General features: G+C 66.1%; 16 protein-coding genes. 6 read left to right on the top strand and 10 right to left on the bottom strand.

Features of this window, described 5'->3' with window-relative positions; translation table 11 throughout:
• Nucleotides 1-116: 116 nt before the first annotated feature.
• Both E3O45_RS04165 and E3O45_RS04160 read left to right on the top strand, forming a co-directional pair.
• On the top strand, nt 117-473 hold the full coding sequence (locus E3O45_RS04165) for a hypothetical protein (protein WP_134441963.1): 357 nt from the start codon (nt 117-119) through the stop codon (nt 471-473).
• A 205-nt stretch (nt 474-678) separates the two neighbouring features.
• Complete coding sequence (locus E3O45_RS04160; RefSeq protein WP_198418212.1) at nt 679-2,031, top strand: MFS transporter; 1,353 nt, start codon at nt 679-681, stop codon at nt 2,029-2,031.
• Nucleotides 2,032-2,085: 54 nt separating this feature from the next.
• On the opposite strand, the gene E3O45_RS04155 is transcribed toward E3O45_RS04160, so the two are convergent.
• From E3O45_RS04155 to E3O45_RS04145, 3 genes are read right to left on the bottom strand one after another with little or no spacing between them, the layout of a single operon-like run.
• Complete coding sequence (locus E3O45_RS04155; RefSeq protein ID WP_134441962.1) at nt 2,086-2,928, bottom strand: ABC transporter permease; 843 nt, start codon at nt 2,926-2,928, stop codon at nt 2,086-2,088.
• Nucleotides 2,925-3,809, bottom strand: coding sequence for an ABC transporter permease (locus tag E3O45_RS04150; protein WP_134441960.1), 885 nt, complete (start codon nt 3,807-3,809; stop codon nt 2,925-2,927). Before E3O45_RS04150 ends, E3O45_RS04155 begins: the two co-directional genes overlap by 4 nt.
• On the bottom strand, nt 3,806-4,762 hold the full coding sequence (locus tag E3O45_RS04145) for an ABC transporter ATP-binding protein (protein ID WP_134441958.1): 957 nt from the start codon (nt 4,760-4,762) through the stop codon (nt 3,806-3,808). The genes E3O45_RS04150 and E3O45_RS04145 overlap by 4 nt, the downstream gene beginning before the upstream one ends.
• Nucleotides 4,763-4,829: 67 nt before the next feature.
• Between E3O45_RS04145 and E3O45_RS04140 the strand changes: the two genes are divergently transcribed.
• Entirely contained in the window at nt 4,830-6,785 is a 1,956-nt protein-coding gene (locus E3O45_RS04140) for an ABC transporter ATP-binding protein (RefSeq protein ID WP_134441956.1), read from the top strand.
• 67 nt (nt 6,786-6,852) lie between these two features.
• Here E3O45_RS04140 and E3O45_RS04135 read toward each other — a convergent pair whose 3' ends face one another.
• On the bottom strand, nt 6,853-10,110 hold the full coding sequence (locus E3O45_RS04135) for a glycoside hydrolase family 38 C-terminal domain-containing protein (RefSeq protein WP_241985221.1): 3,258 nt from the start codon (nt 10,108-10,110) through the stop codon (nt 6,853-6,855).
• A gap of 219 nt (nt 10,111-10,329) precedes the next feature.
• On the bottom strand, nt 10,330-12,180 hold the full coding sequence (locus E3O45_RS04130) for a phosphoenolpyruvate carboxykinase (GTP) (protein WP_134441954.1): 1,851 nt from the start codon (nt 12,178-12,180) through the stop codon (nt 10,330-10,332).
• Between the two features lie 189 nt (nt 12,181-12,369).
• Here E3O45_RS04130 and E3O45_RS04125 point away from each other — a divergent pair, with 189 nt between their 5' ends.
• Genes E3O45_RS04125 through E3O45_RS04115 form a run of 3 tightly spaced genes read left to right on the top strand, consistent with a single transcriptional unit; the run spans nt 12,370 to nt 15,870 of the window.
• Nucleotides 12,370-13,812 (top strand): helix-turn-helix domain-containing protein, encoded by a 1,443-nt coding sequence (locus E3O45_RS04125; protein ID WP_134441953.1) that lies wholly within the window; start codon nt 12,370-12,372, stop codon nt 13,810-13,812.
• Nucleotides 13,813-13,867: 55 nt separating this feature from the next.
• Nucleotides 13,868-14,839: a nitrilase-related carbon-nitrogen hydrolase gene (locus E3O45_RS04120; RefSeq protein ID WP_134441951.1), complete on the top strand. Its 972-nt coding sequence runs from the start codon at nt 13,868-13,870 to the stop codon at nt 14,837-14,839.
• Nucleotides 14,836-15,870 carry an agmatine/peptidylarginine deiminase gene (locus tag E3O45_RS04115; RefSeq protein WP_134441950.1) on the top strand — a complete coding sequence of 345 codons (1,035 nt, stop codon included), beginning with the start codon at nt 14,836-14,838 and terminating at the stop codon, nt 15,868-15,870. The genes E3O45_RS04120 and E3O45_RS04115 overlap by 4 nt, the downstream gene beginning before the upstream one ends.
• Here E3O45_RS04115 and E3O45_RS04110 read toward each other — a convergent pair whose 3' ends face one another.
• Genes E3O45_RS04110 through E3O45_RS04100 form a run of 5 tightly spaced genes read right to left on the bottom strand, consistent with a single transcriptional unit; the run spans nt 15,871 to nt 18,477 of the window.
• Nucleotides 15,871-16,164 carry a hypothetical protein gene (locus E3O45_RS04110; protein ID WP_134441948.1) on the bottom strand — a complete coding sequence of 98 codons (294 nt, stop codon included), beginning with the start codon at nt 16,162-16,164 and terminating at the stop codon, nt 15,871-15,873.
• Nucleotides 16,164-16,328: a hypothetical protein gene (locus E3O45_RS17445; RefSeq protein WP_166789396.1), complete on the bottom strand. Its 165-nt coding sequence runs from the start codon at nt 16,326-16,328 to the stop codon at nt 16,164-16,166. Before E3O45_RS17445 ends, E3O45_RS04110 begins: the two co-directional genes overlap by 1 nt.
• Nucleotides 16,322-16,468: a hypothetical protein gene (locus E3O45_RS17440; protein ID WP_166789395.1), complete on the bottom strand. Its 147-nt coding sequence runs from the start codon at nt 16,466-16,468 to the stop codon at nt 16,322-16,324. The genes E3O45_RS17445 and E3O45_RS17440 overlap by 7 nt, the downstream gene beginning before the upstream one ends.
• A 42-nt stretch (nt 16,469-16,510) precedes the next feature.
• Complete coding sequence (locus E3O45_RS04105) at nt 16,511-17,293, bottom strand: SDR family NAD(P)-dependent oxidoreductase (RefSeq protein ID WP_134441946.1); 783 nt, start codon at nt 17,291-17,293, stop codon at nt 16,511-16,513.
• On the bottom strand, nt 17,293-18,477 hold the full coding sequence (locus E3O45_RS04100) for a thiolase family protein (RefSeq protein WP_134441945.1): 1,185 nt from the start codon (nt 18,475-18,477) through the stop codon (nt 17,293-17,295). Before E3O45_RS04100 ends, E3O45_RS04105 begins: the two co-directional genes overlap by 1 nt.
• Nucleotides 18,478-18,517: the final 40 nt, after the last annotated feature.

The following is an 18,517-nucleotide window of genomic DNA, read 5'->3' as shown; positions in this document are numbered from 1 at the left end:
AATTCCCCCATTGGCTACCGCGCCAGCAACACCCAACCCACGCCGAGACATGGACCCGTATTCCGCGGCATCAAGCCGAAATAGGCGTTACTGACTCACGCTCCTAGGCTGAATGCATGGACCTTCTGCGCAATATTCTGCTCATTCTGCACTTCGTCGGCCTCGCCTCGCTACTCGGCGGCTTTCTGGTGCAGATCAAGCCGATCATTGCCGGCAAGGGCGCGATCGTCGCCGCCATGTTCCACGGTGCGCTGACCCAGCTGGTCACCGGCCTGCTCCTCGTCGGCGTCATCCAGGTGGGCGCCCTCGGCCACATCGACAACACCAAAATCGGCATCAAGCTGCTCGTGCTCATCGTGATCACCGTGCTGGTCATCGTGAACCGCAAGAAGCCGAGCGTCTCATCACTCGTGCTCTGGGCCATTGGAGCCCTCACCCTGGTCAACGTGGTCATCGCGGTACTCTGGAAATAGCTTTTTCCCCGCGAAAGTCGGCACACCAGTGCTTCACGCGCAGTAGCCGCTGTCGCGCGTTGACCCAGACCCCCCGGGGGTAGGGTAATTGGTGACCTCTACACGCGGCCACACCATCATTCGTGCGTAAACGCTACCGCGGGAAGTCCGATCGACTTGCGGGTTTCGTTGGCGCTCAGCCATCACACCGGAGCGTTCCACCCCCATGTCAACAACCACAGCGTCTATTCCGACGCCGACCACACCGCTCAATCCGAAGAGCCGCGTCATCATGGCGAGCCTCATCGGCACGACCATTGAGTTCTACGACTTCTACGTTTACGCCACCGCCGCCGTCCTCGTGTTTCCGCACCTGTTCTTTCCCTCCGGCAACGAGACCACCGCGTTGCTCGCCTCCTTCGCCGTGTTCGGCGCCGCCATGGTCGCCCGCCCGATCGGCGCCCTGTTTTTCGGCCACTTCGGTGACCGCAAGGGACGCAAGGCCACCCTGGTCGGTGCACTGCTCACCATGGGCATCGCGACGTTTTTGATCGGCCTCCTGCCGACCTACGACATGATCGGCTGGTGGGCACCGTTCATGCTCGTCATTCTGCGCCTGGCCCAGGGCTTCGCCCTCGGCGGGGAATGGAGCGGCGCTGCACTCGTGGCAACCGAAAACGCCCCGGTCGGCAAGCGTGCCTGGTACGGCACCTTCCCCCAGGTCGGCGCCCCGCTCGGCTTCATCATCGCCAACAGCCTGTTTCTCGGCCTCGCGCTCGCACTGCCGTCGACCGACCCGACCCGCCCGTCCGAGGCATTCCTCGAATGGGCCTGGCGCATCCCCTTCCTGTTCTCGGCCGTCATGGTCATCGTCGGACTCTGGGTGCGTCTGCGCCTGGTCGAAAGCGAGGTCTTCACGAAGGTCGTCCAGGCCAAGCGTGTCGAGAAGCTGCCGCTCGCTGCGGTATTCAAGTCGAACTGGCGCGAACTCATCCTCGGCACGTTCATCATGCTCGCCACCTACGTGCTGTTCTACCTGATGACCACGTTCACTCTCAGTTACGGCCGTGCCGCAACGGATGCCGCGCTGCCGGGGCTCGGATTCAGCTACAACACCTTCATCCTCATGATGATTCTCGGCGTGGTGTTCTTCGGAATTTTCACCCTCGCCTCCGGCCCGTGGGCCGACAAGCACGGGCGTCGCAAGACGCTCATCATCGTGACCATGTTCATCATCGTGTTCGGGTTTCTCTTCGTGCCCCTGCTCGGTGCCGGCGACCTCAGCGTCATGCTGTTCCTCATCGTCGGATTCTCACTCATGGGCATGACCTTCGGGCCGATGGGCGCGCTGCTGCCCGAGCTGTTCCCGACCAGCGTGCGCTACACCGGCTCCGCGTTCGCCTACAACATGAGCTCCATTCTCGGCGCGGCCGTCGCCCCGTTCATCGCCGTCTGGCTGTGGACAATCGGCGAGGGCAGCCCGTTCTGGGTCGGCATCTACCTCTCGATCATGGGCACCATCACCCTGATCGCGCTGATCCTGAGCCGCGAAACGAAGGACCTCGACCTGCACCGGTAGGTCCAGCCGCACCAGCATCCGCTCCCCCTTGCCGCTGGCGAGGGGGAGCGTTGTCTATGTCAGGAACAGGGCTTTCAGGCGACGGGTGGTCATGACCACGCCGATCACGATCATGACGGCGTAGTAGAGCACGTGCCAGAGCAGGCCAGCATCCACCTGGCCGGTGGTCAGGCCGCGCACGAGCTCGACACCATGCCAGAGCGGCAGCGCCTGAATCACATACTGAACGCCCGGCGGATACACGCTCAACGGGTAGAACGTAGCCGAGAACAAAAACATCGGTAGCAGCACGAAGGTGATCCAGTCCATCTGCTGGAACGTCTTCATATAACTGGTCACCGCCATGCCGACGGATGCGAATCCAAACGCGATCAGCAGCACCGCCGGCAGCGCGAGCAGCGCCCACCAGGACAGGTTCAGGCCGAGCGCCTGCATCACGAGCAGGAATCCGGTCGCGTAGAGCAGCCCCCGCGCCAGGGCGAGCGAGATCTCGCCGAGCGCCACGTCGAGCGGGCCAAGCGCGGTGGCCAGCATCCCCTCGTAGAGTTTGGCGAATTGCATCTTGAAGAAGACGTTCCAGGTCGAATCGTAGATGGCACCGTTCATCGCGGCGACGGCGAGCAGCGCCGGGGCGATGAAAGCGGCGTACGGCACGCTCTGGCCGTCGTCGGTCTGTACCTGGCCGATCAGCGCCCCCAGGCCGAGGCCCATCGACAGCAGGTAAAAGATCGGCTCGACCATTCCGCTGAGCACAACGAGCGAGTTGGTGCTGCGCGTCGCGCGCCAGCCGCGCGCCATCACGCTGCGCGCATTACCGGCGTAATACTTACCGACACCACGGCTTCCGACCAGCCGTGGTGGGCGAGCAGCAGTGACGAGCGTCGACGAAAACCTCATTTGTTCAACCTCGCGGCCGTGAGGCGACGCGCCCAAATCCAGCCGACAGCGAGCAGGGCGGCCAGATAGAGCGCGTGCAGGACGCTCAGCCAGATCGGTTCCGGTCGGCCATAGGCGAAGACGCGGGACAGTTCGGTGCCGTGCCAGAGCGGTGAGATCCAGCCGAGCCACTGCAGGTAGGTCGGCAGCACGTCGAGCGGAAAGAACGTGCCGGAGAACAGCGTCATCGGCAGAATCACGAAGCGCTGCACCATGGCGAGCTGGCCGGTGTCGTCCTTGAGGGTGGCCGTGTACGCCATCAGGAGCGCGCCGAACGAGAGGCCGGTGAGTAGCGCCACGAGCACCGCCACGGCACCGAGCGGGCCCGGAACCGCACCAAAAATGAGCATGAAGACATAGAAGATGGCGCAGGTGAGCAGCATACGTGCCGCTACCGAGATGACGATGCCGTTGATGATCTGACCGGGTTGAATCGCACTCGCGTTCATACCGAAGAAGGTCGGGTTCCATTTGAAGCCGAGCATGATCGGGTAGCTGAACTCCTCGGAGGCGACTGCAAGCGCGCTGCTCGCGAGCAGCGCCGGTGCGAGAAATTCGAGGTAGCTGACCCCGTTGACGGCGTTGTCGCCGAGATTGCCGTCGACCAGGCTGGCCAGGCCAACGCCCATCGCGTAGAGGTAGACGAGCGGGCTGCCGATCGCGGTGAACAGCACCGTCTGCGCGTAAGACCGCATGACCCGAAACCGGTGCTCGGCCACATACCAGGAGCCGTAGCGGCGGGTGCGGGCGGCCGAGACGACAGCCGCCGCGACTGCCTGCGAACGGATGCTGTCGGTCGCCCCGCCAGCATCCCGAGCGTTGTCGAAATCGCTCGCGCTCATTCGATCAGGTTTCGGCCGGTGAGACGGAGGAACACGTCCTCGAGGCTGGAACGGCGTACCAGGCTCGTGATCGGGTGCAGGCCGGCCGCGGTCATCCGCTCTAATTCTCGCTCGCCGCTATCGCTATAGACCAGAATGCGGTCGGGCAGCACGTCGACCCGTTCGCCGAAACCGCTCCCGCCGAAACTCTGAAGGCGGTCGGCGACCTCGGCGTTCTGGGCTGAGCCGAAGCGCACCTCGAGCACCTCGCGGGAGGAATACCGGCGGATCAGGTCGGCCGGAGAACCCTCGGCCATGATGCGGCCCTTGTCGACGACGATGAGGCGGTCACAGAGCTGCTCGGCTTCGTCCATGTAGTGGGTGGTGACGAGCAGCGTCGTGCCCTGCTCCTTGAGTCGAAACAGTCGATCCCAGAGAATGTGGCGTGCCTGCGGGTCGAGTCCGGTGGTCGGCTCGTCGAGCAGCAGGATGCGCGGGTCGTTGATAAGCGCCCGGGCGATGGTGAGGCGCCGTTTCATGCCACCGGAGAGGTCGTCGACCTTGGCTGTGGCCTTGTCCTGGAGCTGGGCGAACTCGAGCAGTTCGTCAGCCCGGCGGGCGACTCGGGCGCGCGGCAGCCCGAAGTAGCGGCCGTAAACCAGCAGATTTTCCCGCACCTTCAGCTCGAGGTCGAGATTGTTCTCTTGCGGCACCACGCCGAGTTGGGAACGAATCTCGGGACCGTACCGATTCGGGTCGAGGCCGAGCACCGTGAGATCGCCACTCGTGCGGGTGGACACCGCGCCGATCATGCGCATCGTCGTGGATTTTCCGGCGCCGTTGGGGCCGAGCAACCCGAAGGACTCCCCCGGGGCCACCTCGAAACTGATCCCGTCGACGGCGACGAAATCTTTCGAGTTTTTGACAGGATAACTCTTGACGAGATTCTGGGTGGCGATGACAGGCGCTGGCACAGTTCTAACCTAGACCGCCCCCGCTCCGGTGGGGATGGTTCGCATCTGCGGCGGTTAAGATTCATCAGTGACCACCGCAACCCGCACGCCCGATTCATCCGCTGCCCAGAAGGCCGTCAAACCGCCGCGCGGCCGACGCGGCCGGCCAGCCCCGACCGGTCCGCGCGCGAAGTTCAGCCAACTGCTGCCCTACCTGTTCGAGCACAAGAAGGTGCTCGGCGTCGTCATCGTCCTGAGCGTGCTCGGTGCGGCCGCGAGCCTGGCCCAGCCGCTGCTGGTGAGTCAGGTCATCACGATCGTGCAGGCCGGTGACCCGCTCGGTTCGCTGGTTGGAGTACTCATTGTGCTCGTGGTAATTTCGGGCCTGATCAGCGGGTACCAGCACTACCTGCTGCAGCGCACCGGTGAGGGAGTCGTGCTCTCCAGCCGCCGCAAGCTGGTCGGACGCCTGCTGCGCCTGCCGATCAGCGAGTTCGATGCGCGCCGCACCGGCGACCTCGTCTCCCGCGTCGGCAGTGACACCACGCTGCTGCGCGCGGTGCTCACGCAGGGGCTGGTCGAAGCGATCGGCGGCTCGCTCACCTTCATCGGCGCGCTCGTGGCCATGCTCATCATCGACCCGGTTCTGCTCGGGCTGACCGTGCTCGTGATCGCGGTGTCCGTGGTCACCGTCACCCTGTTGTCCCGGCGCATCCGCACCGCGAGCCAGGCCGCGCAGGCGAAGGTCGGTGACCTCGCCGCGAGCGTTGAGCGTGCCATCAGCGCCATTCGCACCGTGCGCGCCGCGAACGCGACCGAGCGTGAGACGTCCGTGATCGAAGAAGATGCCCGCGGCGCCTGGCGCATGGGTATCCAGGTCGCCAAGATCAGTGCCCTCGTCGTGCCGATCGCCGGCATCGCCATGCAGGTGTCTTTCCTGGTCGTGCTGGGCGTCGGCGGTTTTCGCGTTGCGAGCGACGCCATCACCGTGGCCAACCTGGTCGCGTTCATTCTGTTCCTGTTCATGATGATCATGCCGCTCGGCCAGTTCTTCGGCGCAATCACCTCGGTCAACGCGGCTCTCGGAGCGCTCGGCCGCATCCAGGAGATCATCGACCTGCCCGCCGAGGATCAGTTCGACCGCGACATCGCGCCGCTCGCCATGACGGTCGGCGCCGCCAACGACAAGGTCAACCCGGAAGCCGCCGCGATCAGCTTCGAGAACGTGCACTTCGGCTACGCGGTGGCTCCGGCTGAGGTCGCCGCTGGTTCAGACGCTGCGCCGACAACGGATACCGCCGGCTCGGTCGAAACGGACGCTGATCTCGACGCCGATTCCATCGGGGAGTCTCCCCTGGACCCGCGCCCGGTGCTTAAAGGAGTCTCGTTCAGCGCTCCGCGCGGGCTGCGCACCGCGCTTGTCGGGCCCAGCGGCGCTGGCAAGAGCACCATCCTCGCCCTGATCGAGCGGTTCTACGATGTCTCGGACGGCACCGTGCGGTTCGGTGGGCTGGATATTCGTTCGCTGGATCGCACCGCGCTGCGCGCGCAGATCGGCTACGTCGAGCAGGACGCACCGGTCCTAGCCGGTTCGCTGCGCGACAATCTCACGCTCGCCACCCCCGATGCCACCGATGAGGACTGCATCAAGGTGCTGCAGGCGGTCAATCTGGGTGAAGTGCTCGACCGCGACCCAGCCGGGCTCGGCGCGGCGGTCGGCGAATCGGGTGTGAAACTCTCCGGCGGAGAACGCCAGCGGCTCGCGATCGCCCGGGCGCTGCTCGCGGCCCCGCCGATTCTTCTGCTCGATGAATCTACTTCCAGCCTCGACGGCAAGAACGAGCAGATGATGCGCGAAGCCATCGACGCCGTCGCGGTGGACCGCACGCTCATCGTGATCGCGCACCGCCTGTCCACCGTGGTCGACAGCGACCAAATCGTGGTCCTCGACCATGGCGAGGTCGTCGGCGTCGGCACCCACTCCGAACTAGTCGTCTCCACCCCCCTATATCGCGACCTGGCCAAGCACCAGTTGCTGGTCTAACACCCCGCGAGAGCGCAAAAAGTGCCCGATTGGAACTCTCAATCGGGCACTTTTTGCGCTCTCGCGTTCAATGGATGGAAGGGTAGCGCAGCGTCACGAGCTGGAAGGGGCGGAATTCCAGGGTCAGGACGGCGTCATCCGTCGCAATGATGGCGGCCGGTGCGACTGGGCGCTCGAGCAGGTCCGTCTCGTGTGCTTTGGCTGCGGCGAATGAGCGGATGACCCGGGCCCGGGACCGGGTCCCGTGCGCCTCGTAGAGCCGCACGATCACGTCGCCACTGCCGTCTTCGGCGAGCTTGACCGCCTCGATGACCACGGCCGGGTTGTCGACCGTGAAGAGCGGCTCGACCGGCGTAGAGCCGATGCCCGCGACGGTGCGCAGCGGTAGGTTCAGCCGGTAGCCCTCATATACCGCGTCGGGAATACTCGCGCCGACGCGGAGGGCGACGCGGAATTCGTGCTCGCCCTGATCGGCGGTCGGGTCGGGATAGACGGCGGCCCGTAGCAGAGTCAGTGCAACGGTCGTGCCGATGCGGGCCGCCGCTGCGGGCGGGGCCGTATCCGTCACCCGGTCGGGGCTGGCGGTGCTGCCGACGCGGACTTCTCCGTCACGGCGGGAACCCTGGCTGATGCTGGCATCCTCGCCGGGGCTGGAATACCCAGCTGCGTTCGCGTCCTGCCCGGTGCCGGGGTCACGCCGCGGAGCATCCGTTTCGCCTGGAGCAAACGCGGTGCGGATGATCGCGTGGCCATAGGTGGAGTCGTTGGCAACCGCGACGCCGAAACCCGGTTCGCCGACGTGGACCCAGCGGTGGGCGACGGTTTCGAAACGGGCAGCATCCCAGGAGGTGTTCGCATGCGTCGGGCGGAATATGTGCCCGAACTGGATCTCGGAGGAGGCCCGGTCGGCCTTGACGTCGAGCGGAAAGTTCAGTCGCAGCAGCTTCTGCCGCTCATGCCAGTCGATTTTGACGTGCAGGTCGATCGCGCTTGAATCCGACGTGAGAGTCACATCTTCGACGACCGAAGACTCGCCAAATCGTCGTGTGACGCGCACGCCGACCTGACCGACCGGGAGCTGGTCGAGTTGCTCAACCGAGTCGGCATCGGTGAGTTCCACGAACAGGCGCGCATGCGGGGTGTCGATGTCCCAGGCATCCCACTGGGTGGGGGTGTCCCGGTGCAGGGTGAGCAGGTTGGCTCGCGCTCCGGCCGGCACGACCTGGCGGTCAACGTGCCGGTCGTACACCGAGGTGAACAGTCCGTCCTCGTCGATCGTGACGGAGACGTGCTCGTTCGTCAGGACCCAGCCGGCCGGAGTGCGTGAGATTATGGCCCCGGCGTGCGCGGCGGCAGCACCCGCAGCACCCGCGCCGAGAGTATCGGCACCCCGAGTATCGGCGCTCGCGCTGCCGCCGAGCGCCGGCACGCCCGCCCGCGCATACGGCCCCGCATTGAGCACGACCGCGCCATCGCCCGGCCCGACGAGCGCACGAACGGATGCCTCGATCACCCCCTCCAGCGCGCCAGCGACCCGCATATACTCGCGCTCGGCCTGCTGGTGCACCCAGGCGATCGATGACCCCGGAAGGATGTCGTGGAACTGCTGCAGCAACACCGTCTGCCACGCGTTGTCGAGTGCCGCCCGCGGATATTGCGCCCCCACGCGCACGGCGGCCGTCGTCGCCCACAGTTCCGCCTCCCGCAGCAGGTGCTCGCAACGCCGATTCCCCTGCTTGGTGCGAGCCTGGGAGGTGAGCGTGCCGCGGTGAAACTCCAGATACAACTCGCCCGACCAGACCGGCGGCGCCGCATACTCGGCCTCCGCCGCTTCAAAGAACCGCCGCGGGCTGGACAGTTCGACCGTCGGCGATCCCTCAAGCGACGCGGTACGGTGGGCAGCGGCGATCATCTCCTCGGTCGGACCGCCGCCACCGTCGCCCCAACCGAACGGCACGAGCGAGGTATTGGCCACGCCCTTCTCCGCGAACAACCGCTCGGCCCTGGCCAGTTCCAGACCGGAGAGCTGCGCGTTGTAGTCGGCAACCGGTGGAAAGTGCGTGAAGACGCGACTGCCGTCGAGACCTTCCCAGAGAAAGCTGTGGTGCGGAAACAGATTCGTGTCGTTCCAGGACAGCTTCTGGGTGAGAAACCAACGACTGCCGGCGGCACGCACGATTTGAGGAAGTGCCGCGGAGTAGCCGAACGAGTCGGGCAGCCAGACTTCGAGCGGTTCCACCCCGAACTCGCGCAGAAAGAACCCCTTGCCGGCCACGAATTGCCGGGCCAGGGCCTCGCCGCCGGGCATATTCGTGTCGGATTCAACCCACATGCCGCCGGCTGGAACAAAGTTGCCGGCCGCGACGGCTTTACGCACGCGCTCGAACAGCTCCGGGTAAAACTGCTGGAGCCAGGCATACTGCTGCGCCGACGAGGCCGCGAACACAAAATCGGGGTGACGGTCGATCAGGTCGAGCACGTTGGACCAGGTGCGCGCGACCTTGCGCACGGTCTCGCGTACCGGCCAGAGCCAGGCGCTGTCGATGTGCGCGTGGCCGACCGCGTGCACCCGGTGCGCGCTGGCGTTGGCTGGGCTGGCGAGCACCGGAGCCAGGGCGGCGCGTCCGGCTTCCGCGGTGCCGCCCACATCGTCCGGGTCGAGCAGATCGAGGCAGCGTTCCAGGGCGCGCAGAATGTTCGCCCGCCGCGGCGATGCGGCCGAAAGCTCGCGGCGCAGTCCGTCGAGTGTGAACACGTCCTGGGCGAGCTGCCAGACCTGCGTGTCGCGCTGGGCGACATCCGCTTGGCGAAGCAGGTAGAGCGGTGTGCTGCCGGCGGTGCCAAGATCGCCGAGCCGGGTGGGAGTGAAGCTGAAGTCGGCGGCGATATTAGGGTTGGCAGCGGCCTCGATATAGAGGTCAATGGTGTCGCCGTCCACCGTCACGGTGCGATTTAACGATTCCACGCCCTTGAGCACCCGGCCATCCGAGCTGTAGGCGGTGCCCTCGGCCTGGAAGCCCGGCACAGCGACGGTGAACCCGAGGTCGACGACGACCTCGATGCGGGTATCGGCCAGGCCGGCCCATTGGGGCGGTACCAGTCCGGTGAGATGAAACCAGACAGTGCCCCAAGGCCTTCCCCACGACTCGCCGACGACGAATGGTTCAAACGGATGCGAGACCGCCTCGGCAAACGAGACCGGCTCCCCCGGCGCGACCCAGGCGGTGACCGTGAGCGGGGCGGTGGCCCGGTAGATCGCCGGGTGCAGCCGTTCGCGAACAAAACGGTTCAGCCGGGCCTCGACCAGTGCGCTGTCGTCATGCATGCTGGCATCCTACGACCGCCGCGCGCGGGCCGTTCGGCCGGTTCCCGGCGGGGTCCTGCGCGATGCCGGTCTCTGAGACCCTGGGCCCACCTTGTGACACCCGGCCCACGATAGATCATGGGCCCGCTTTCCGGGCCCGGGCCCGGAAAGTAATGCACGCACGGGAGGTACACGAACGGCCCCGCCACCTGCGTGACGGGGCCGTTCGCACTGCCGGAACTAGTCCTTGAGGTGGTAGCGCACGCTTGCGAGTTCGGCGCGCAGGGCCGGCGGCACCTTGTCGCCGAACTTGTCGAAGTATTCTTCGGTGAGGTCGCACTCGGCGAGCCAGCTGGTCTGGTCGATCGCAAACAGCTGGTCAACGGATTCCTTGGACAGGTCGAGACCGTCCAGGTTCAGCGCACCTTCGGCCGGCAGCAGTCCGATCGGGGTGTCGACGGCGTCGGCGGTGCCCTCGATGCGGCGAATCATCCATTCGAGAACCCGCGAGTTCTCGCCGAATCCGGGCCAGATGAAGTCGCCGTCCGGGCCCTTGCGGAACCAGTTCACCTGGAAGATCGCCGGAGCGTTGGTGCCGAGTTCCTTGCCGACCTTGAGCCAGTGGCCCCAGTAGTCGGCCATGTTGTAGCCGCAGAACGGCAGCATCGCGAACGGGTCGCGACGCAGCTCGCCGACGATGCCGTCAGCGGCCGCGGTCTTCTCGGAGGAGATCGTCGCTCCCATGAAGACGCCGTGCTTCCAGCTTCGGGCCTGGGCGACCAGCGGAACGTTGGTCGCCCGACGGCCGCCGAAGACGATGGCGTCGATCGGTACGCCGCCGGCCGCTTCCCAGTCGTCGGCGATCGACGGGCACTGGGCGGCCGCAACGGTGAAGCGGGAGTTCGGGTGCGCGGCGGTGCGACCGGAGTCGGGCGTCCAGTCCTTGCCCTGCCAGTCGATCAGGTGATCGGGAGCCTTGTCGGTGAGCCCTTCCCACCAGACATCTCCGTCGTCACGCAGGGCGACGTTGGTGAAGATCGTGTTGCCCCACATGGTGGAGACGGCGGTCGGGTTGGTGGTTTCACCGGTTCCGGGGGCGACTCCGAAGAAGCCGGCTTCCGGGTTGATCGCCCAGAGGCGTCCGTCTTCGCCCTGGCGCAGCCACGCGATGTCGTCGCCGATGGTCTCGACCTTCCAGCCGGGAATGGTCGGGCGCAGCATCGACAGGTTTGTCTTGCCACAGGCGGAGGGGAAGGCGGCGGCCACGTGGAACACGCCACCCTCGGGTGAGATCAGCTTGATGATCAGCATGTGCTCGGCCAGCCAGCCCTGATCACGGCCCATCACCGACGCGATGCGCAGCGCAAAGGACTTCTTGGAGAGCAGGGCGTTTCCGCCGTAGCCGGAGCCGTAGGACCAGACCTCGCGGGTATCGGGGAACTGCACGATGTACTTGTCATCGTTGCAGGGCCATTCCACATCGGGACGGGTGATTCCCGATGCGTCGACGAGCGGGTACCCGACGCTGTGCACGGTGTGCACCCACGGGTCGCCGGCTTCGATCATGGTCAGCACGGTCTCGCCCATCCGCGTCATAATGCCCATGTTGAGCACAACATAGGGGGAATCGGTGATCTCAACGCCCAGCTGCGAGATGGGTCCGCCGAGCGGGCCCATCGAGAACGGCACGATGTACATTGTGCGACCGCGCATGCTGCCGGCGAAGACACCACGCAGTTCGGCGCGCATCTTGACCGGTGCGGCCCAGTTATTGGTGGGGCCGGCATCCGCTTCATCGTTGGAGCAGATGAAGGTGCGGTTTTCGACGCGGGCAACGTCTTTCGGGTTGGTGCGGGCGAGAAAGCTGTTGGGGCGCCATTCCGGATTTAGGCGGATGAGCTGGCCGGAGGCGACGAGCAGTTTGGAGAGCTCGTTGGCCTCGCGCTTGGAGCCGTCGCACCAGATGATCGCGTCGGGCTCGGTCAGGCGGGCAATCTCATCGACCCAGGACTGCAGGTTAGGGTCGGTGCTGCCCGTGCGCGTCGGGTACGAATCCCCGTTGGTCTGGAGGGAAGAGTTGGTGAGAGTCATATGCTGGCCTTTCCGGTCGCCGGGTATCGAGAAAAAGTTGCGAAGTGGTCAAAAACGTCGGGCCCCGTTGCTGTCAGACGCTGTGCGAAACCATAATTTCGTCTTACACACCAACAATGGCCCTGCTTTGAGCCCTAAACCCGCAATATTGCTACTTAAGAAATGCAGTTTTTTAGATATCGTTAAGGAATGTCGCCTCAAGCCTCCGATCTGATCCTGCTCGGCCATCGCATCCGTCACTTTCGGGGGGAGCGCGGTCTCACCCTCGACCAACTGGGTGCGCTCGTTCACCTCGCCGGCAGTCAGCTGTCGCTGATAGAGAACGGCCGCCGCGAGCCGAAGCTGTCGACCCTGCAGGATCTCGCGACGGCCCTCGCTGTGGACCTGGCCGAGCTGCTGCGCCGGGAAGCCCCAAACAATCGGGCGGCGCTCGAGATCGAACTGGACCGTGCCCAGAAAAATCCGCTCTACGGGGCGCTCGGCCTGCCCGTCGTAAAAGTCACTAAGGGGATGCCGCTGCCCGCCATCGAATCGCTGCTCGGCCTGCACCGGGAGCTGTCCCGCCGGGCCAGCGAAGCCATCGCGACGCCGGAAGAGGCGCGGCGAGCCAACACCGAACTGCGCGAGCGGATGCGGGAACAGGGCAACTATCTGCCGGCCATCGAGGAACTGGTCGAGGAACGGGTGCGCGCGAGCGGCCACGTCTCGGGCGCGCTCACCCACCGCGAGGTCAGCGTCATGGCCGATCAGCTCGGATTCAGCCTGATCTACGTGAACGATCTGCCCAACTCCACCCGCTCGGTGACCGACCTGGCCAATGGGCGCATCTACCTGCCGCCCGCGTCGATTCCCGGCGGGCACGGCCTGCGGTCGATGGCCCTGCAGGCGATGGGGCACCGGCTGCTCGGGCACGAACGGCCGGGCAGCTACGCGGAGTTCCTCTGGCAGCGGCTCGAGATCAACTACTTCGCGGCGGCCTGTTTGATGCCGCGCGAGGCATCCGTCGCCTTTCTGTCGAATGCCAAGCAGGAGCGCGAGCTGTCGGTGGAGGACTTTCGCGACACCTTCGGCGTGACCCATGAGGCTGCAGCGTTGCGACTGACCAACCTCGCCACCTCGCACCTCGATATGACCCTGCACTTTCTGCGCGTCAACGGCGACGGCGCCCTGCAAAAGGGCTACGAGAACGACGATCTGCCGTTTCCGGTGGACGTGACCGGGTCGATCGAGGGCCAGTACGTCTGCAAGCAGTGGAGCGCCCGCAGCGCCTTCACCCACACCAACCGCACCACCGAGTACTACCAGTACACCGACACCCCGGCCGGTACGTTTTGGTCGGCGACGCAGACCGGGTCAACGGATGCCGGTGAGTTTTCGATCAGCGTCGGCGTTCCGTTTGCGCAGGCGAAGTGGTTTCGCGGGCGTGAGACCACGGAGCGTACGGTGTCGCGCTGTCCCGATGAGTCGTGCTGTCGTCGGCCGAACTCGGATGCGGCCGCACGCTGGTCCGGCCGGGCCTGGCCGAGCGCCCGGCTGCACGCACACGTGCTGTCGCCGCTGCCGTCCGGCACGTTTCCCGGGGTCGACGACTCCGAGGTCTATGCGTTTTTGGAGGCGCACGCGGCAAAGTAGCCGGGTTATGTAGATTGGGATCAGGTTTGATCGTCAATAGTACCCAGGAGACCGCATGAGACTGATCGAGGCCCCGATTAGCCCCGCCTCGCCCACCCGGGTGCGCGAGCCCGACCGGACTCCCCTGCGCGTCGGTCTCGTGCAGCATCGCTGGCACGCGGACGACGCGACGCTCGAGGCGGAGCTGGCCGAGGGCATCCGTTTGGCGGCTGAGGCTGGCGCCCGGATCGTGTTTCTGCCGGAACTGACCCTTAGCAAATACCCCGGCAATGTACGAGCCACCGGCATTCCCAAAGCGGATGCCGAGCAGCTCCTGGGCGGCCCCACCTTCGCTTTCGCGGCCGAACAGGCGCGGCTGCACAGCGTTATCGTGCACGCCTCGCTGTTCGAGCAGCCGGCTGAAGCCGACGAACCGAACGACCCACGCGGTTACAACACGGCCATTCTGGTGTCGCCGGCCGGCGAACTCCTCGGTCGCACGCGCAAAATGCATATCCCGGTCACGGCCGGGTATTACGAGGACACCTACTTTCGGCCGGGGCCGGCCGAGGACGCGTACCCGGTCTACGACGTGGCCGGTGCGCGCCTGGGGCTACCGACCTGCTGGGACGAGTGGTTTCCCGAGGTCTCCCGGCTGTACGGACTTGGCGGCGCCGAAATTCTCGCCTACCCGACCGCGATCGGATCGGAACCGCTGTTTCCGAACTTCGACACCCAGCCGATCTGGCAGCAGGTCATCGTGGCCAACGGCATCACGAGCGGACTGTTCGTGGTCGTGCCGAACCGGCACGGCGACGAGGGCGACCTCACCTTTTACGGCTCGTCGTTCATCTCCGACCCGTTCGGACGGGTGCTCGTGCAGGCGCCTCGCGGCGAGTCGGTGGCGCTCGTGGCCGACCTGGACCTGACCCAGCGCGAGGAGTGGCTCGCCCTGTTTCCCTTCCTGATGACTCGACGCCCGGACAGTTATGCCGGGCTGGTCGCGCCGGTCGACCCGGCACATCCGTTTGGATCGGCGACCGTATGACCTGGCGCATGCCGGCCGAAACCGCGCCGCAGGACCGTGTGTGGATGGCGTTTCCGGTGGGCGGGTACACCCTCGGCGACACTGCGGCTGAAGCCCACGAAGCCCGCCGCACCTGGGCGGCCGTCGCCCACGCCGTGGCCGAATTCGAACCCGTGCGCATGGTCGTCGACCCCGCCGAGCGCGCTGTAGCCCGGCGCTATCTGTCGGCCGAGATCGAGGTGCTCGAGGCTCCGCTGAACGACAGCTGGATGCGCGACATCGGCCCGAGTTTCGTGCACGATGACACCGGCCGGCTCGGCGCCGTCGACTGGACCTTCAATGGCTGGGGTGGCCAGGACTGGGCCACCTGGGATCACGATTCGAAGATCGGCCGATTCGTAGCGAATGCCACCGGTGCGGCAGTCGTGTCGTCTGCGCTCGTGAACGAGGGCGGCGGAATCCACGTCGACGGCGCAGGAACCGTGCTGGCGACGGAGAGCGTGCAACTCGATTCGGGTCGAAACCCCGGCGCCACGCGCGCCTCAGTCGAGGCGGAGCTTCGCCGCACGATCGGCGCGGAGCACGTCGTCTGGCTGCCACGCGGCCTCACCCGGGACCACGAGCGATTCGGCACCCGTGGGCACATCGATATGGTCGCCGCGCTGCCATCGCCGGGCACGATTTTGCTGCACGCCCAGAACGATCCGGGTCACCCCGATTACCCGCTCACCCGCGAATTTCGCGGCCTGCTGGCCGACGCACACGACGCGGCCGGGCGATCGTTCACAATCATCGACCTGCCGGCGCCCGCTGTGCTGCGCGACGACGAGGGGTTCGTGGACTACAACTACGTCAATCATCTCGTCGTCAACGGCGGCGTCATCGCCTGCAGCTTCGGCGAGGAGCGGGCCGATTCCCTGGCCCGCGACGTGCTCGCGGCCGCCTATCCCGGGCGCCGCTTGGTGTCGGTCGACGCGCGGCCGCTGTTTGCGCGGGGTGGCGGCATCCACTGCATTACGCAGCAGCAGCCGACTGCGCCGCTGCCTGCCTGATCAGGCGTCAGCCGGGCGACGCGCGTTGCGCCACAGTGCGAAGATCAACGGCAGAACGACGACGATTCCGAACATGAGATAGGCCACAGTGCCCAGCTCGTTGTGCAGTAGCTGGACGCCGACAACCAGTAGGCCGACGTGGAGAATTCTCCAGCCCAGCATGGGCAGCTTCTGGCGAACCGTGGGATTCACATAGTTTCCCGAGGCTCGATTCTGCCCCGATATTCTCGCAGCTCCTGCCAGACCGAGGGCGGTCGAGATGGCGACGAGAATGACGCCCAGCAGAAGCTCCATCAGCGCTGTGCCCCTCTGGCGACCCGCCCATTGTGCCAGGCGCGAATCACGATGAACGGCCCCAGTACGGCAATGGTGAGCAGCACGAAAGCCCAGGCGCCGATCTCCGGCGTCATGAGGTTCGCGCCCCAGATCACCAGCGCGACGGCTCCGACATTCAACAAAACGGATGCCGTGGCCGGCTCGGTGCGCTGGTGAACATGGGCAGCGGCGTCGTTGGGTTCGCCCAGGCCACGAGCAGTACCCCGTAGACGGCAAAGGCGAACCCGGCCAGAACGAGGATCGTGCCGAATATCACTGCCATACGATGGTTCCCCTAAAGAGTCGTTCCTTCGAACCTACAGCTCTACTTCGGCTGCATCCGAATCGCCCCGTCAAGGCGGATAGTTTCTCCGTTGAGCATGGGATTTTCGATGATATGCCGAACCAGGAATGCGAACTCCTGAGGGTCACCGAGCCGGGACGGATGCGGCACCTGGGCTCCGAGAGAATCCCGCACCGGCTGCGGCAGCCCCTGCAGCATGGGCGTGTCGAAGATGCCGGGCGCGATCGACATCACTCGAATCAGGCTCTGCGCGAATTCGCGGGCGAGCGGAAGCGTCATCGCGGCGACGCCGCCCTTGGACGCGGCATAGGCGGCCTGCCCGATTTGCCCGTCGAAGGCAGCGACCGAGGCGGTGTTGACGATGACGCCGCGTTCGGCGCCGCCCTGGCGGCCCGGGTCTCCGACAGGTTCGGTGAGCTGCATCGCGGCGGCAGCCAGCCGCACGACGTTGAAGGTTCCGATCAGGTTGATGCGAATCGCCCGCTCAAAATCTTCAAGCGGCAGCGGGCCGTCGCGGCCGACCGTGCGGGCGCCGGGCGCGATGCCGGCGCAATTGATCACGATGCGAAGCGGCGCTTGGGCCACCGCCGCGTCGACGGCGGCCTGCACGTCGCCGGCGCTCGTCACGTCGCCCGCCACGAAGCGGGACCGGTCGCCGAGCTCGGCGGCAATTGCGTCGCCGGGAGCGCCGGGGAGATCCAGCAATACGACGGATGCGCCGGCTTCGTGCAGGGTGCGAACGCAGGCCAGGCCGAGGCCGGAGGCGCCTCCGGTAATGAGGGCGGAGCATCCGTCAATCTGCATTAGAGCCTCTCAATCAAGGTGGCGTTGGCCATGCCGCCGCCCTCGCACATGGCCTGCAGGCCCCAGCGACCGCCGGTCATTTCGAGGTGATTGAGCAACGTGCCGAGCAGGCGCGTGCCCGAGGAACCGAGCGCGTGGCCGAGGGCGATGGCGCCGCCGCGCGGGTTGAGGCAATCGGGGTCGGCGTGAAGTTCGCGCAGCCAGGCCAGCGGCACGCTCGCGAAGGCCTCGTTGATCTCGTAGGCGTCGATATCGTCGATGCTGAGGCCGGCCCGCGAGAGGATGCGCTGGGTCGCCGGAATCACGCCGGTCAGCATGAGCATGGGGTCGCTTCCCACCACGGTGAAGCTGTGAAACCGGGCGCGGGGGTTCAGACCGAGCTGCGCGGCCCTCTTGGCGCTCATGATCAGGGTCGCCGAGGCGCCATCGGTGAGCGGTGAGGAGTTGCCGGCCGTGACGTGCCAGCCGAGCTTCGGAAAGCGTTCCGCGAGCGCGTCGGTACGAAAGGCGGGGCGCAGTCCGGCCAGTGAAGCATGCGAGGTGCCCGGGCGGATGGTCTCGTCCTCACTGATCACGCTGCCGTCCGGCCGGGTGACGGCCACGATTTCGCCGCCGAAATCACCCCGGTCAGCCGCCGCTGCGGCGAGCCGGTGCGAGCGGGCCGCGTAGTCGTCGAGGGCGTCGCGGCCCAGGTTCCACTTCTGATTGATGAGCTCGGCCGACACCCCCTGGTTGACCAGGCCGTCGGGGTAACGCTCGTGCATGAGCGTGCCGAACGGGTCCTGCCCGCCGGCCGTAGACCCGAGGGGTACCCGACTCATCGACTCGACGCCGCAGGCGATGACCACGTCGGCGTTGCCGCTCATCACGGCCTGGGCGGCGAAAGTGGCGGCCTGCTGGCTCGAGCCGCACTGCCGATCGATCGTGGTGCCGGGCACGGTGTGCGGAAAGCCGGCACTCAGCAGGGCGGTGCGGGTCACGTTATTGCCCTGCTCACCGGCCTGGCTGACACAGCCGCCGATCACGTCATCGATCAGTGCCGGGTCGAGGTTGTTGCGGCTGACCAACTCACGCAGCACCGTGGCCAGGAGGTCGGCCGGATGGATGCCGTCCAGGGCCCCACCGGGTTTGCCCCGGCCCGACGGGGTGCGCAGAACGTCGATGATGACAGCTTCATTGCTCATGCCCCCAGCCTAGGCCCGCCGGGCTCGGGTGGCAGAAGGG

This window comes from Cryobacterium sp. TMS1-20-1, assembly GCF_004402355.1.
GTDB lineage: Bacteria > Actinomycetota > Actinomycetes > Actinomycetales > Microbacteriaceae > Cryobacterium > Cryobacterium levicorallinum.
Note: the sequence above shows the minus strand (reverse complement) of the source record. Positions and strands in the feature narration are given on the sequence as shown.